The sequence below is a fragment of the Klebsiella sp. GG_Kp173 genome, assembly GCF_040062415.1.
GTDB lineage: Bacteria > Pseudomonadota > Gammaproteobacteria > Enterobacterales > Enterobacteriaceae > Klebsiella > Klebsiella quasipneumoniae.
In genome coordinates, this window is the sequence record NZ_JBEAFZ010000007.1 from 50,107 (window position 1) to 66,169 (window position 16,063).

Consider the following 16,063-nt stretch of genomic DNA (forward strand, 5'->3'; position numbering starts at 1 on the left):
AACCCCTTACTGCGCCTGCACCCGCAGCTCAGCTGCGGAACGACTACGGTGACCCAACAGTGCTTTAACATCGCTGGACTTCGGTTTAACCAGCGCAAACTTCGCGGAGAAGGCCGGCCAGTTGGCGAGGATCTCTTCGCCGCGTTGCGAACCGGTAAGCTGTACGTGCTCGGTGATTAAACCGCGCAGGTGCTCTTCATGGATGGCCAGAGAGTCAACGTCCAGCACTTCCACCAGCTCCGGATTCACGCGCTTGCGGAAGTCGCCATCTTCATCCAGGACATAGGCAAAGCCGCCGGTCATCCCTGCGCCAAAGTTGACGCCGGTTTTACCGAGCACGCAGACGATGCCGCCGGTCATATATTCACAGCCGTTGTCGCCGATGCCTTCCACCACGGTAATGGCGCCGGAGTTACGCACCGCGAAACGCTCACCTGCGCGGCCTGCGGCGTACAGACGACCACCGGTCGCGCCGTACAGGCAGGTGTTGCCGATAATGCTGGCTTCGTGACTGCGGAAAGCGGAGCCCACCGGAGGACGAATGGCCAGCAGACCGCCCGCCATGCCTTTGCCGACATAGTCGTTGGCGTCGCCCGTCAGATGCAGTTCCACGCCGCCGGCGTTCCACACGCCGAAGCTCTGGCCCGCGGTGCCGCTAAAGTGAGCGACGATCGGGTCGCCCGCCAGTCCCTGGTCGCCATGGGTCTGGGCGATATACCCGGACAGCGAGGCCCCCACGGAGCGGTCGGTATTGCGGATATCGAACCAGAACGTTTTGCTCTGCTTTTCATCCACGTACGGTTTCGCCTGCTGCAGCAGCTGGGCGTTGAGCACGCCGTTATCGAACGGCGGGTTATTTTCGGTGCAGTACAGCGCTTTGCCAGGATGCGGCTCTGCGGTCTCCAGCAGTTTACCCAGATCCAGTTTCTGCTGCTTGGCGGTGAACCCATCCAGCTCTTTGAGCAGATCGGTGCGGCCAATCAGATCCACCAGTCGCTTGACGCCCAGCTGGGCCATCAGCTCGCGGGTTTCACGGGCGATAAATTCAAAGTAGTTGGTCACTTTGAACGGCAGACCGTGATAGTGGTTCTTACGCAGTTTGTCATCCTGGGTCGCCACGCCGGTCGCGCAGTTGTTCAGGTGACAAATACGCAGGTATTTACAGCCCAGCGCCACCATCGGGCCGGTGCCGAAGCCGAAGCTTTCCGCGCCAAGGATCGCCGCTTTGATGATATCGAGGCCGGTTTTCAGGCCGCCATCCACCTGCAGACGGATCTTGTGACGCAGACCGTTAGCGACCAGCGCCTGCTGGGTTTCCACCAGACCAAGTTCCCACGGACAGCCGGCATATTTCACTGAAGTGAGCGGGCTTGCCCCGGTGCCGCCGTCGTAGCCGGCGATGGTGATCAGATCGGCATAAGCCTTGGCTACGCCGGTGGCGATGGTGCCCACGCCCGGTTCAGAAACCAGCTTGACCGAGATCATCGCTTTCGGGTTAACCTGCTTGAGGTCGAAAATCAGCTGCGCCAGATCCTCGATAGAGTAGATATCGTGGTGCGGCGGCGGGGAGATCAGCGTCACGCCCGGTACCGAATAGCGTAGTTTAGCGATGTACGGGGTGACTTTATCACCCGGCAGCTGACCGCCTTCACCCGGCTTCGCGCCCTGGGCGACTTTGATCTGGATAACGTCGGCATTGACCAGATAGGCTGGGGTGACGCCGAAGCGGCCGGATGCCACCTGCTTGATGCGCGACACTTTGTTGGTGCCGTAGCGCGCCGGGTCTTCACCGCCTTCACCGGAGTTGGAGAAGCCGCCGATGCTGTTCATCGCTTCCGCCAGCGATTCGTGCGCTTCCGGACTCAGGGCGCCGATCGACATCGCTGCGGTATCGAAGCGTTTGAACAGCTCCTTCGCTGGCTCCACGTCGTCGATGCTGATGGCGTCTTCGCCCGGGTTGAGCGCCAGCAGATCGCGCAGCGTGGCCGCCGGGCGTTCGTTAACCAGCTTCGCGTATTGTTGATAATCGCTGTACTCACCGCTCTGCACAGCCTGCTGCAGGGTGCGCACCACGTCCGGGTTGTAGGCGTGATATTCGCCGCCGTGAACGTACTTCAGCAGACCGCCCTGAGCCAGCGGCTTGCGTGCCAGCCAGGCGCGTTTCGACAGATTCAGCAGATCCTGCTGGAAATCGTCGAAGCCGGCGCCGCCGATGCGGCTGACCACGCCCTGGAAGCAGAGATCGGAGACATCGCGATGCAGACCGACCGCTTCGAACAGCTTCGAGCAGCGGTAGGAGGCGATGGTCGAGATCCCCATCTTGGACATGATCTTATACAGACCTTTGTTGATACCGTTGCGATAGTTCAGCATCACCGCACGGTACGGTTTATCGATGGCTTTGCTGTCGACCAGCTTCGCCAGCGTTTCATAGGCGAGGTACGGATAGATAGCTGTCGCGCCGAAGCCCAGCAGCACGGCGAAGTGGTGCGGATCGCGGGCGCTGGCGGTTTCAACGATGATGTTGGCATCGCAGCGCAGACTTTTATCGACCAGACGGGTCTGGATCGCGCCAACGGCCATCGGCGCCGGCACCGGCAGGCGGTCTTTGGCGATGTTACGGTCGGAGAGGACCAGCAGCACGGTACCATCGCGTACCATCTGCTCCGCTTTGTCGCACAGGGCCTTCACCGTCTCGCTGAGGGAAGCCTCTGCCGGGTTGAAGGTGATGTCGAGGACGTCGGCACGATAGTGCTCTTCTTCCATCGTCGTCAGCTGTTTGAAATCGGAATACAGCAGGATCGGCGATTTGAAGCTCAGACGATGCGCCTGGCCTTCCGCTTCGCAGAAGACGTTCATTTCGCGACCGATGCTGGTGGCCAGCGACATGACGTGCGCTTCACGCAGCGGATCGATAGGCGGGTTCGTCACCTGGGCGAACTGCTGACGGAAGTAATCGTAGATAATGCGCGGCTGGCTGGAAAGGACGGCAAACGGCGTGTCATCGCCCATAGAGCCGACCGCCTCCTGGCCATTTTCGCCGAGCACGCGCAGCACCGAGTCCAGCTCTTCCGCGCTGTAGTTAAACTGTTTCTGGTAGCTGGCCAGCAGATCGTCGTCCAGCTGGCGGCTGCCAACCTCTTCGTCCGGCAGATCTTCAAACGGCACCAGGCGACGAACGTTTTTCTCCATCCACTCTTTATACGGATGGCGGCTCTTCAGATCGTCATCGGTTTCCGCCGAGTGCAGAATGCGTCCGGCACGGGTATCGATAACCATCAGCTCGCCCGGGCCCACGCGGCCTTTTTCAACCACTTCGTCCGGCTGGTAGTCCCAGATGCCGACTTCAGAGGCGCAGGTGATGAGCTTATCTTTGGTAATGACGTAGCGCGCCGGGCGCAGGCCATTACGGTCGAGGTTACAGGCCGCGTAGCGACCGTCGGACATGACGATGCCCGCCGGGCCGTCCCATGGCTCCATATGCATGGAGTTAAAGTCGAAGAACGAACGCAGCTCCGGATCCATATCCGGGTTGTTCTGCCAGGCTGGCGGCACCAGCAGACGCATGGCGCGCACGATGTCCATCCCGCCGGCCAGCAGCAGCTCCAGCATGTTGTCCATTGAACTGGAGTCGGAGCCGGTTTCGTTAACGAACGGCGCGGCGTCGTGCAGGTCCGGGATCAGCGGGGTCTGGAACTTATAGGTACGGGCGCGAGCCCACTGGCGGTTGCCGGTGATGGTGTTGATTTCACCGTTGTGCGCCAGGTAGCGGAACGGCTGTGCCAGCGGCCAGCGTGGTACGGTGTTGGTGGAGAAGCGCTGGTGGAACAGGCAGATAGCCGACTCCAGGCGCAGGTCCGCGAGGTCCAGGTAGAAGCGCGGCAAATCCGCCGGCATACACAGACCTTTATAGATGTTGACCAGGTTGGACAAGCTACAAACGTAGAAATCTTTGTCTTCCTGCAGGCGTTTTTCAATGCGACGACGCGCAATAAACAGACGGCGCTCCATATCGCGCGGGCGCCAGCCGGCCGGGGCGTTAACAAAGATTTGCTCAATACGGGGCAGCGAGGAGAGGGCGATTTCACCGAGCACGCCTTCGTTGGTCGGCACATCGCGCCAGCCGACGATCGACAGGGTCTCAAGCTGAAGTTCTTCTTCAACGATGCGGCGCGCCGCTTTCGCCAGTTCAGGATCTTTATTCAGGAACAGCATCCCAACGGCGTAGTTTTTGGCTAAACGCCAGCCGCGCTCTTCGGCAACGATGCGGAAGAAACGATCGGGTTTTTGCAGCAGCAGACCGCAACCGTCGCCGGTTTTACCATCGGCAAGGATTGCGCCACGGTGCTGCATGCGGGCCAGTGCGTGTATCGCGGTTCGCACTACCTTGTGGCTAGGTTCGCCTTCTATGTGGGCGATCAGGCCGAAACCACAGTTATCCCTCTCAAGGGATTTGTCGTACAACATATCAGTGAACCTCCCCAGGCTCTACGGACCCCCTCCGATACCGATTGCGCACAGGCACAGAAAGAGCATGGCGACGGGGTTTGCACCTCGCATTCGCCCTCTTTAAATCCTTTTCGCATCGGTACACAAGTTTGAGGACTTGCTGTTAAGAGGGAATCTCAATTACTGCATAAATATGATGAGCAGAGTGCTCATCCAGAAAGCTTCCAGCGGATCCCCAACTTATCGGGAATCCACACTTACGTCAAATGGCAATCTTATTAATACAAAAATGTGCTATGCAGGTATTAAATTATTGTTTTTAAAATAAATAATGACATTTTTTATGCTTTGGATACGCCTGCAGAGGGTAAGGCTAGTGTGATCTGTCTCACTGTGCGCGCGGCTTTGCATTACCGATCTACGCTGAAATACATTTCATTATTAGCACATTTGACTGCTGTAAATGTTTGTGATGGATATTAATACTGTTTTTTACCATAAAGCAGATTAGGGCCGCGCGATGATGAAATATAAGGAAAACTCATTACCCTGCGGGTGAATGAAATTGCAGTAATCATGATTGTTTATGCAATTGGATGATTCGCCGCGCTGACGATTGATCCAGGTCATCGCCGTCGGTGACGAAAAGTGGCAGGCTTAGCCCCCTTTGTTGAGGCCGGTCTATCAGATTATGCAGTTACAGAAATTAGTCAATATGTTTGGTGGGGATCTTCTGCGCCGCTATGGCGAAAAGGTCCATAAGTTAACGCTGCACGGCGGTTTTAGCTGCCCGAACCGCGACGGCACGCTGGGCCGTGGCGGTTGCACATTCTGTAACGTGGCCTCGTTTGCGGATGAAGCGCAGCAGCATCGATCCATCGCCGAACAGCTCGCCCATCAGGCGCAGCTTGTTAACCGGGCAAAGCGTTATCTGGCCTACTTTCAGGCCTATACCAGCACCTTTGCTGAAGTGCAGGTGCTCCGCTCGATGTATCGTCAGGCCGTCAGCGAGGCGAATATCGTTGGCCTCTGCGTTGGCACCCGCCCGGACTGCGTGCCGGAGGCGGTTCTCGACCTGCTCAGTGAATACCACCAGCAGGGGTATGAGGTTTGGCTGGAGCTGGGGCTGCAGACCGCCCATGATAAGACCCTGCATCGCATTAACCGCGGGCATGATTTCGCCTGTTACCAGCGCACCGCGCGTCTGGCGCGTGAGCGCGGACTGAAGGTATGCGCGCATCTGATCGTCGGCCTGCCCGGGGAGAGCCAGGAGCATGGCCTCGAGACGGTGGAGCGGGTCGTGACCACCGGCGTGGATGGCATAAAGCTGCATCCGCTACATATTGTGAAAGGCAGCATTATGGCAAAAGCATGGCAGGCCGGTCGTCTCGATGGCATCGAACTGGAGGCGTATACCGTCACCGCCGGGGAGATGATCCGCCATACCCCGCCGGAGGTGATCTACCATCGCATATCGGCCAGCGCCCGTCGGCCGACGCTGCTCGCGCCGCTGTGGTGCGAAAATCGCTGGACCGGAATGGTTGAACTGGATCGCTATCTGAATGAGCAGGGCGCTCAGGGTTCGGCGCTGGGCCGCAGCTGGGTCGCGCCCCAGTCGGCGAAATAGTCTAAGAGGATGCCCGGCGTGATGGCTGCGCCGGGCATGGCTTTCCTGTCAACTAAGCCTGACTGGCTTTCATCGTCACACGCGGCGTTTTGATCACGAACAGCACCAGCAGGGCGCCGAGCGCGGCGATAGTGCCGGCGAGGACAAAGGCGCTGTCGAATTTACCGGTAGACTGTACGATATAGCCGGTGACAATCGGTCCCACGATGCCGGAGACGCTGCCGATAAGGTGGATAAAGCCGCTGGTGCCGCCAACGCGGGATTTATGCACCACGTCCTGGATAATCGCCCAGTAGATCGCTCCGGTGACATAGAGGAAAAAGATGGAGACCGACATCAGCAGAACGGCAGGAACGACGCTGCTGACGGTACCGGCAAGCCCCACACAGATGGCGGCCATCAGCAGACATACCACCAGCACAATTTTGCGTGACAGCAGCAGGCGTCCGGTGAGTTTAAAAATTTTATCGGAAATATAGCCCCCCAGCGCCAGACCGACAAAGCCGACTATCCATGGGATCATGGTGGTGAGGCTCATCTGTTTAATATCGAGATGGTGCTGCTGAACCAGATAGGACGGAAACCAGCTGAGAAAGAAAAACAGAATATAGTTGTAGCAAAAGAAGGCAAAGGCCGTCACCAGTATAATAGGTTGTTTGAGATAATAACCCAGCGAGTGGGCGGTTTGATTTTCAGTTGATTCCAGCGCAGACTCCTCTTGCTTCATATTATTAATGAGCATGAGCTCTTCCCGGCTGACATGTTTATGTTTTTCCGGCGAGTTAGTGGCAATAAAAAACCACACTATCATCCACACAATGCCGATGGCGAAAATAATCATAAACGCCGGGCGCCAGCCGAATGCCAGGGCCAGATAACCGACGATGGGGCCGGCAACCGCGCCGCCCAGCGGAGAGCCGGCGCTGAGCAGCCCCACGGCGGTGGCCGCTTGCTTCTTGGGAAACCAGCCGTTGATCATCTTGTTCGCCGACGCGCAAATCGGGCCCTCAGCCATCCCGAAGAGGACTCGCAGCATCAGCATGGAATAAAAGCCGGTGGCAAAGGCGGTTAAGCCGCAAAACAGCGACCACATCCCCACCGCCAGCCCCAGGACCAGCGTTGCGCCAAACTTATCTACGGCCAGACCGCCAATAAAATTAAATACCGCATAGCCGAAGAAAAAACTGCCGAAAATAATACCAAATTGTTCAGCGTTTAGCGCCAGATCCTTTTCAATCATTGGTACCGTAATGGATAACGCCACCCGGTCCAGATAATTAATCATATATACTAAAAATAATAACAGGACGATAATCCAGCGGATATTTTTTCCCATGATGACACCATGATGATTATATTATTGAGCTCTGGCGCGACGGATATCAATATTCACGTCGCCCGTTATTTAGCATTTAACCCAGCTGCAGCAATACCTTGCAGCAAGTTTTCCGATCGTTGGCGAAAATCTCCATCGCCTCTTTTACCTGCTCCAGCGGCATGCAGTGGGTGATTAACGCCTCAGGCTGGATAAGGCCTTTCTCCATCCAGTCGATAACCAGCGGAAAACGCCCGCTGTTTAGCCGGGAGGAGAAAATGGAGATCTCTTTGCTGGTGATGCTTTGCTGGGTCAGGGTGGACGGCTCGCCGGAGAAGCCGAGTATGCCGATGCGTGCGGCGGGAGAGGCGAGGAGAATGGCCTCCTGAAGGATCGCCGGATGGCAGGCGGCATCGATGATCAGCGTGGGGGCTATCTGCCGCTGCGCCAGCTGTTCCGCCAGCGGCTGGTGAGTGTTATCCAGCGTCAAATCGGCGCCGTTGTCCCGCGCCATCTGCAGACGTTCGGCAATGCGGTCCACTACGATCACCTGCTTAACGCCATACACCCCCTTCAGCGCCTGGATCGCCGTCAGACCCATCGGACCTGCGCCGTAGATCAGGGCGATATCCTGCGCCGTGGGCTGCAGCTGGGCGGTAATGTTTGCCGCAATGGTAAAAGGCTCAACCATCGTCGCCTGACGATCGCTGATGGCCTCCGGAATGCGCCAGGCGTTTTTCGCCGGCACGCAGGCGTAGTCGCTGAATCCGCCGTCGCGGTGAACCCCGATGACCTGGAGCTGCGCACAGACATTCGGCCGCCCCACCGAGCAGGGATAACAATGGCCGCAGCTGACGACAGGGTCGACCGCGACGCGCTCGCCGATGCGTGCCGAAGAGACCTGCTCGCCGACGGCATCAATGATGCCGAAGAATTCATGGCCGATAACGCGGGGATATTTCGCGAAGGGGTTATGGCCTTGATAGATATGCACATCGGACCCGCAGATCCCGGCAAAGGCGATTTTCACCCGGACTTCGTGGGCGCCCGGAGCGGGAACCGGACGGGATTCGATGTTCAGTTGGCCTGGCTCTTTGACAACGACGCTTCTCATTTCTGTTCCTTCCCTTGTCTGTTTTCTGAACAAATAGCGTTATTTTTATTACCATACAAGTATGCAATTGATCATAACTAGCTCTGGATCACATTTGGCGAAGGTCGTCAGAAAAAGCCCGGGAATGATTAATCTATTGAAATAAATTGAGAAAAATTATGAATGCCGCGAAAGCGACCTTACCGACGAGCCGGTCAGCAGGAATGTGATCGTCATCACGACAGTTAAGGCTCAATCAATTATGATTACTGGTATGGTAGTAGGGTGAAATTAAACTATGTTGAGCAGGTGATGACGATGCAGATGACAATGCGCTGGTTTGGACCAGAGGAAGATAAGGTTTCATTAGAGCATATACGCCAGGTGCCCGGCGTGGAGGGGGTGGTCGGCGCGCTCTATGACGTCGCGGTCGGCGAGGTATGGCCGGAGGATAAAATTGAGCGTCTGGTCAGCCAGGTCCATGCCGCAGGCCTGAAAATGGAGGTGATAGAGAGCGTCAACATCCATGACGACATCAAAATCGGCCTCCCTTCCCGTGACCGCTATATTGCCAACTATCAGCAGACCATTCGCCACCTTGCCCGCTTCGGCGTCAAAGTCATCTGCTATAACTTCATGCCGGTGTTTGACTGGATGAAGACGGATATGAACTACGTCCTGCCGGATGGCTCGTTAACGATGGCTTTTGAGAAGAAAGATATCGATAAGCGGCTGGAAGACGTGGTGAAGGAGGTCCTGGAGAATTCAAACGGCTTCGCGTTGCCGGGCTGGGAGCCGGAACGGCTGGCGGAAGTGCAGACCCTGTTTGCCAAATATAGCGCGGTGGATGACCACAAGCTGCGGGAGAACCTGGTCTATTTTCTGCAGGCGGTGATCCCGGTTTGCGAAGAGGTGGGCGTGAAAATGGCGATTCATCCTGACGATCCGCCGTACTCGATATTTGGCCTGCCGCGGGTGGTCAAAAACCGCGACGATCTGGACTGGATCTGCCGGGCTGTCGATTCACCCGCCAACGGCATTACCCTCTGCACCGGCTCGATTGCCGAAGATCCGGATAACGACGTATACGCTATTCTGGCTGAGTTTACCCGCCGCAAGCGGATCCATTTTGCCCACGTCCGCAATATTAAACTGATGCAGGATAAAGACTTTTACGAGTGCGCCCATCCGTCAGAATACGGCTCCCTGGATATGTACAAGGTGATGCAAGCGTTGCACGACAACGGCTTCGACGGCTATATACGCCCGGATCATGGCCGCTTTATCTGGGGAGAGACCGGACGCCCGGGCTATGGTTTATACGATCGCGCACTCGGGGTGACCTACCTCAAAGGTCTCTGGGAGGCGCTAAGCAAGCGCTAGCCTCCTCCTGACCATGCCTCTTTTTAGCGGCTGGTTCGCCTTGGCGGCCAGCCGTCATATCGGCTCCTTCCCGCATTTTTTGCACAACTTACAGCGCATTGCTCAGAATTGAGTATTATTGTGCGGAGTTGTCGTGAAGGAATCCCCTATGAAGCAAATTCGTATGCTGGCGCAGTATTATGTCGACCTGATGATGAAGCTGGGTCTGGTCCGCTTTTCAATGCTGTTGGCTCTTGCGCTGGTGGTGCTGGCCATCGTGGTACAGATGGCGGTCACCATGGTGCTGCATGGCCAGGTTGAAAGCATCGACGTTATCCGCTCTATCTTCTTCGGTCTGCTCATCACCCCGTGGGCGGTCTACTTTCTCTCGGTGGTGGTGGAGCAACTTGAAGAGTCCCGCCAGCGTCTGTCGCGGCTGGTGGAGAAGCTGGAGGAGATGCGCGAGCGCGATCTGAAGCTGAACGTGCAGCTGAAAGACAATATTGCGCAGTTGAATCAGGAGATTGGCGAACGTGAAAAGGCGGAAGCCGAGCGTGAGACCACCCTTGAGCAGCTGAAGATCGAGATGAAAGAGCGTGAAGAGACGCAGATCCAGCTCGAACAGCAATCCTCCTTTCTGCGCTCTTTCCTCGACGCCTCCCCTGACCTGGTCTTCTACCGCAATGAGGATAAAGAATTTTCCGGCTGTAACCGGGCGATGGAGCTGCTGACCGGCAAAAGCGAGAAACAGCTGATCCACCTCAAACCGCAGGACGTCTATAGCGAAGAAGCAGCGGAAAAGGTGCTGGAAACCGATGAGAAGGTGTTCCGCCACAATGTATCGCTGACCTATGAGCAGTGGCTGGACTATCCCGATGGCCGTAAAGCGTGCTTTGAAATCCGCAAGGTCCCGTACTACGATCGCGTCGGTAAGCGTCGCGGCCTGATGGGCTTCGGGCGCGATATCACCGAACGAAAACGCTATCAGGACGCCCTCGAACGCGCCAGCCGGGATAAAACCACCTTCATCTCCACCATCAGCCATGAGCTGCGTACCCCGCTGAACGGGATCGTCGGGCTGAGCCGAATTTTGCTGGATACCGAACTGACCAGCGAGCAGGAAAAATACCTGAAAACCATCCATGTCTCGGCGGTGACGCTGGGGAATATCTTCAATGATATTATCGACATGGATAAAATGGAGCGCCGTAAGGTACAGCTCGATAACCAGCCGGTGGACTTCACCAGCTTCCTTGCCGACCTTGAAAACCTTTCCGGTCTGCAGGCGCAGCAGAAGGGACTGCGCTTTGTGCTGGAGCCGAGCCTGCCGCTGCCGCACAAGGTGATCACCGACGGCACCCGCCTGCGGCAGATCCTGTGGAATCTTATCAGCAACGCCGTGAAATTTACCCCACAGGGCGGTGGGGTGAACGTCCGCGTGCGCTATGACGAAGGCGATATCCTGCACTTCGAAGTGGAAGACTCCGGGATTGGTATTCCTGAAGCGGAACAGGACAAAATATTCGCCATGTATTACCAGGTCAAAGACAGCCACGGCGGCAAACCAGCCACCGGCACCGGGATTGGCCTCGCCGTATCGCGCCGCCTGGCGCGCAATATGGGCGGCGATATCAGCGTCACCAGCCAGCCGGGTAAAGGAGCGACCTTTACGCTCACCGTCCATGCGCCTGCCATTGCGGAAGAAGTGGAAGATACCCTGGCGGAAGACGACATGCCATTACCGGCGCTCAACGTGCTGCTGGTAGAAGATATTGAGCTCAACGTCATCGTGGCGCGCTCGGTGCTGGAAAAGCTGGGCAACAGCGTGGATGTCGCGATGACCGGTAAAGCCGCGCTGGAGATGTTTGAGCCTGGCGAGTACGACCTGGTGCTGCTGGATATCCAGCTGCCGGATATGACGGGTCTGGATATCTCTCGTCAGCTAAAACAGAATTTTGCCGCGGATGAGCTGCCGCCGCTGGTAGCCCTGACCGCCAACGTGCTGAAGAATAAGAAAGAGTATCTTGATGCCGGCATGGACGATGTGCTGAGCAAGCCGCTATCGGTGCCGGCGCTGACGGCCATGATCAAAAAATTCTGGGATGCGCCGGAAGAGGAGGCACAGGAAGCGCCGGCGGCCGATCTGCATAAAGCCGACGCGGTGCTGGATACCGATATGCTGGAGCAATACATCGAACTGGTGGGACCGAAGCTTATCAACGATGGTCTCGCGGTGTTTGAGAAGATGATGCCGGGCTATATGTCCGTCCTTGAGTCTAATCTCACCGCCCGCGATCAAAAAGGGATCGTCGAAGAGGGGCATAAGATCAAAGGGGCTGCGGGTTCTATTGGCCTGCGCCACATCCAGCAGCTGGGTCAGCAGATCCAGACGCCGGACCTGCCTGCCTGGTCTGATAATGTCGCTGAATGGGTTGAAGAGATGAAATCCGAGTGGCAAAACGACGTGGCGATTCTGAAGGCATGGGTGGCGAAGGCCGGGAAAAAATGACCCCGGACAGACCGGGGTGCGCGAATACTGCGCCAACACCAGGGAACTGGTGGTTGAGCCAGTGTGATTTGAGTGATGTTGTTACGTGGCGCAACCTGAGAAGTGGATTGCTCGCTCATTAAGATAGCAAAGCTTAACTAATTTGTTACATGAATCAGTAAAATATGTGAAGCATAGCGAGTAAATCGACATTTTTGACTGGTTTCAGCGAGTTGCATGGAGGAGCGAAGGCGATGAAAAAAATTGGTGTGGTACTGAGCGGCTGCGGCGTGTACGACGGCAGTGAAATTCATGAGGCAGTGATTACCCTGCTGGCGATCGCGCGCAACGGCGCGCAGGCGGTCTGCTTTGCGCCCGATAAACCGCAGCGCGACGTCATCAACCATCTGACGGGTGAACCGTTGACGGAGCAGCGCAACGTGCTGGTGGAAGCGGCGCGCATCGCCCGCGGCGACATCCTGCCGCTGGCGCAGGCGCGTGAGGAGACGCTGGACGCGCTGATCGTCCCCGGCGGCTTCGGCGCGGCGAAAAACTTAAGCAGCTTCGCTGCCGAGGGCAGCAAATGCGAGGTGGACCACGATCTGCGGGCCCTGGCGCTGGCGATGCATCAGGCCGGCAAGCCGCTGGGTTTTATGTGCATCGCTCCGGCGCTGCTGCCGAAGATCTTTGCATTTCCGCTGCGGATGACTATCGGGACCGATCTCGATACCGCCGATGTGGTGGAGGAGATGGGGGCGGAGCATGTGCCTTGCCCGGTCGACGACATCGTGGTGGATGAAGAGAATAAAGTGGTCACCACCCCGGCGTATATGCTGGCGGAGAATATTGTGCAAGCCGCCACTGGGATCGAAAAACTGGTCGCCCGCGTGCTGGCGCTGAGCGCATGAAGCTCCGCATTGCGCCCTTCGCGCTGCTCAAACGACTGGCGCTGCGTCTGCTGCTGATCGCCGCCGTCTTCTGGAGCGGGGGGATCGCGCTGTTTAGCGTGCTGCCGGTGCCCTTTTCGGCAGTCATGCTTGAGCGGCAGATAAGCGCCTGGCTGTCCGGCGATGTCCACTATCTGGCGCACTCCGACTGGGTCGCCATGGATAAGATCTCCCCGTGGATGGGGCTGGCGGTGATTGCCGCCGAAGATCAGAAGTTCCCGGAACACTGGGGGTTTGACGTCTCGGCAATCGAAAAGGCGCTGGCGCACAATGAGCGTCACGATACCCGCATCCGCGGCGCGTCAACGCTGTCGCAGCAGACGGCGAAAAACCTGTTTTTGTGGGATGGTCGTAGCTGGCTGCGCAAGGGGCTGGAGGCCGGATTGACCGTCGGCATGGAAACCGTGTGGAGTAAAAAGCGGATCCTGACCGTCTACCTGAATATTGCCGAGTTTGGCGAGGGGATTTTTGGGGTGGAAGCGGCCGCCCAGCGCTATTTTCATAAGCCCGCCAGCCAGTTGACGCCGGGGGAAGCGGCTCTACTGGCCGCGGTGCTGCCAAACCCGATCCGCTATCGCGCCGACGCGCCTTCGGGCTATGTGCGCAACCGCCAGGCCTGGATCTTACGCCAGATGCGACAGCTGGGTGGGGAAGGGTTCATGCGTGAGCATAAGCTCTATTAGCGGGTAAATCCGGCGCCGGGGCTGGTACCGTCGCCAGTCTCCGTCGCCGGGAAGCGTCACCTTTAGTCTTCGTCAAACCCGGCATTAAACAGGGCAATCACTGCGGCGAGGGCTTCCACTTCCTGCGGACCGCTGGCCTCCACCTCTATCTGCCGTCCTTTCGCCGAGTCCAGCATCAGCAGGGCAATGACGCTGTTGGCTTCCGCCTCCGTGCCTTCATCGTTGCGCAGCAACACCTCGGCATCGAAATTCTGCATCAGTTCGAACAGCTTCATCGCCGGGCGGGCGTGCATGCCCAGCTTATTGGTGATTTCAACGGTCTGCTTTACGGTCATGATTTACGTTTTTCCAGCGTCCGATGACGAGACTGCACGTTTTTGCCGCGCGAGCGGAAGTAGTCAGCCAGTTGTTCAGCAATATAAACCGAACGATGTTTACCGCCGGTGCAGCCAATGGCCACCGTCAGATAGCTGCGATTGTTGGTCTCCAGCATCGGTAACCATAGCTCAAGATAGCTCCGGGTCTGGTAAATAAAGTTGTGCACTTCGGTGTGCCGATCGAGGAAGGCGGCCACCGGCTTATCCAGACCGGTCATGGGACGCAGCTTCGGATCCCAGTGCGGGTTTGGCAGAAAGCGCACGTCAAAGACGTAATCGGCATCGATCGGGATACCGTGCTTAAAGCCGAAGGATTCGAAGACCATGGTCAGTTCGCGTTCTCGTTTACCCAGCAGCCGGGTGCGCAACATTTCCGCCAGCTCGTGAACCGACATCTCCGAGGTATCGACAATCAGATCGGCACGCGAGCGCAGGGGCTCCAGCAGATCGCTCTCTTCATCGATGGCGCTTTCCAGCGACAAATTCTTGCTCGACAGCGGATGCAGGCGACGGGTGTCGCTGTATCGACGGATCAGCGTGTTGCGATCGGCATCGAGAAATAGCAGCTGCGGCGAAAAGCACTCCGGCAGGTTTTTCATCGCCTGCTCGAAGATCTCCGGTGATTCCGGCATGTTCCGCACGTCGATGCTGACGGCCGCCGAAATATTGCGGTCAGCCAGCGACCGTGCCAGATCGGGCAGCAGCACGACCGGCAGGTTATCCACGCAGTAAAAGCCCATATCTTCCAGCGCTCGCAGAGCGACGGATTTACCCGAGCCCGAGCGGCCGCTGACGATCATCAGTACCATGTACCGTTTCTCCTCAGTACGATAAAGGATAAGGTGCGACTGCCGTTATGCGTCATCGCTGCTTCCTGCTTCGGTGATGATCTCATACAACTCTTCATCGCTCTGCGCCGCGCGCAGGCGACGACAAATCGCTTTGTCGGCCAGCCGTTTGGCCACCAGGGAGAGCGTATGCAGGTGGGTTTTTGTCTGATCGGCCGGCACCAGCAGCGCGAACAGCAGGTCGACAGGCTGATTGTCGATCGCGTCGAAGGCGATGGGGGTTTCCAGCTGGACAAAAACGCCGACAGCACGCAGCGTATCCTCTTCCAGTTTTCCGTGGGGAATGGCGATACCATTGCCAATCCCGGTACTGCCCATTTTTTCGCGGGTGAGGATCGCTTCGAACACCACCTGCGGCGGCAAACTTAACTGTTTGGCGGCCAGTTCGCTAATGATTTCCAGAGCACGCTTCTTGCTCTGGCAGTGAACCTGGCTACGGGTACATTCCTGGTTCAGGACGTTGCTCAGTTGTAGAGCCGAATCGTTGTTCATCATAATTTCACCTGAGCGCCCCCGCGCCCGTCGCCGATGTTACCTGGCGGCTGACGCAGGGGGGCCCGGACAATTAGTGTTGTTTTAGTTTATCTTTATGCTTCGTTAACTGCCTTGCCAGCTTGTCGATAAGACCATCGACAGCTGCATACATATCCTGCCCTTCCGCACTGGCATGGATTTCGCCACCGTTGACATGCAGATTCGCGTCCGCAATTTGCGTCACTTTCTCTACTTTTAACACAATATAGACCTGATTGATCCGGTCGAAAAATTGTTCCAGCTTGCTGAACTTCGCCGTGACGAAGTCGCGCATCGCGGGAGTGATCTCGACGTTGTGTCCTGTAATGTTGAGCTGCATAGTGTCTTCCTTATCGGTTGT

The 16,063-nt window shown here is 57.1% G+C and carries 12 protein-coding genes; 5 read left to right on the forward strand and 7 right to left on the reverse strand.

All coding sequences use genetic code 11. The features are described from left to right. Window positions 1-6 precede the first annotated feature (6 nt). On the reverse strand, window positions 7-4,467 hold the full coding sequence (gene gltB / locus ABLU50_RS06555; RefSeq protein ID WP_017899925.1) for a glutamate synthase large subunit: 4,461 nt from the start codon (window positions 4,465-4,467) through the stop codon (window positions 7-9). Window positions 4,468-5,140: 673 nt separating this feature from the next. Between gltB and ABLU50_RS06560 the strand changes: the two genes are divergently transcribed. Next, window positions 5,141-6,076, forward strand: coding sequence for a TIGR01212 family radical SAM protein (locus ABLU50_RS06560; protein ID WP_004206216.1), 936 nt, complete (start codon window positions 5,141-5,143; stop codon window positions 6,074-6,076). Between the two features lie 52 nt (window positions 6,077-6,128). Here the strand turns inward: ABLU50_RS06560 and ABLU50_RS06565 are convergent, their stop codons facing one another. Together ABLU50_RS06565 and ABLU50_RS06570 are read right to left on the reverse strand one after the other, a co-directional pair. Further along, window positions 6,129-7,412 (reverse strand): MFS transporter, encoded by a 1,284-nt coding sequence (locus tag ABLU50_RS06565; protein WP_087833186.1) that lies wholly within the window; start codon window positions 7,410-7,412, stop codon window positions 6,129-6,131. Window positions 7,413-7,488: 76 nt separating this feature from the next. Continuing rightward, entirely contained in the window at window positions 7,489-8,505 is a 1,017-nt protein-coding gene (locus tag ABLU50_RS06570; protein ID WP_004206214.1) for a Zn-dependent oxidoreductase, read from the reverse strand. Between the two features lie 297 nt (window positions 8,506-8,802). Here ABLU50_RS06570 and uxuA point away from each other — a divergent pair, with 297 nt between their 5' ends. From uxuA to mtgA, 4 genes are all read left to right on the forward strand, one after another. After that, a complete protein-coding gene (gene uxuA, locus ABLU50_RS06575; protein WP_032431272.1) occupies window positions 8,803-9,867 on the forward strand; it encodes a mannonate dehydratase in 1,065 nt (354 codons plus the stop codon). 148 nt (window positions 9,868-10,015) lie between these two features. Continuing rightward, window positions 10,016-12,355: an aerobic respiration two-component sensor histidine kinase ArcB gene (gene arcB / locus ABLU50_RS06580; RefSeq protein WP_023319214.1), complete on the forward strand. Its 2,340-nt coding sequence runs from the start codon at window positions 10,016-10,018 to the stop codon at window positions 12,353-12,355. Window positions 12,356-12,588: 233 nt separating this feature from the next. Then, on the forward strand, window positions 12,589-13,242 hold the full coding sequence (elbB, locus tag ABLU50_RS06585; RefSeq protein ID WP_004206211.1) for an isoprenoid biosynthesis glyoxalase ElbB: 654 nt from the start codon (window positions 12,589-12,591) through the stop codon (window positions 13,240-13,242). After that, window positions 13,239-13,964 (forward strand): monofunctional biosynthetic peptidoglycan transglycosylase, encoded by a 726-nt coding sequence (gene mtgA, locus ABLU50_RS06590; RefSeq protein ID WP_087833185.1) that lies wholly within the window; start codon window positions 13,239-13,241, stop codon window positions 13,962-13,964. Before elbB ends, mtgA begins: the two co-directional genes overlap by 4 nt. A gap of 62 nt (window positions 13,965-14,026) precedes the next feature. On the opposite strand, the gene npr is transcribed toward mtgA, so the two are convergent. The 4 genes from npr to hpf form a co-directional block, all read right to left on the reverse strand. Further along, a complete protein-coding gene (npr, locus tag ABLU50_RS06595; protein ID WP_002918431.1) occupies window positions 14,027-14,299 on the reverse strand; it encodes a PTS phosphocarrier protein NPr in 273 nt (90 codons plus the stop codon). Continuing rightward, window positions 14,296-15,150 (reverse strand): RNase adapter RapZ, encoded by an 855-nt coding sequence (gene rapZ / locus ABLU50_RS06600; protein ID WP_004206208.1) that lies wholly within the window; start codon window positions 15,148-15,150, stop codon window positions 14,296-14,298. Before rapZ ends, npr begins: the two co-directional genes overlap by 4 nt. Window positions 15,151-15,195: 45 nt before the next feature. Further along, on the reverse strand, window positions 15,196-15,684 hold the full coding sequence (ptsN, locus tag ABLU50_RS06605; RefSeq protein ID WP_004144926.1) for a PTS IIA-like nitrogen regulatory protein PtsN: 489 nt from the start codon (window positions 15,682-15,684) through the stop codon (window positions 15,196-15,198). Between the two features lie 70 nt (window positions 15,685-15,754). Next, complete coding sequence (gene hpf / locus ABLU50_RS06610) at window positions 15,755-16,042, reverse strand: ribosome hibernation promoting factor (RefSeq protein ID WP_004206206.1); 288 nt, start codon at window positions 16,040-16,042, stop codon at window positions 15,755-15,757. Window positions 16,043-16,063 lie beyond the last annotated feature (21 nt).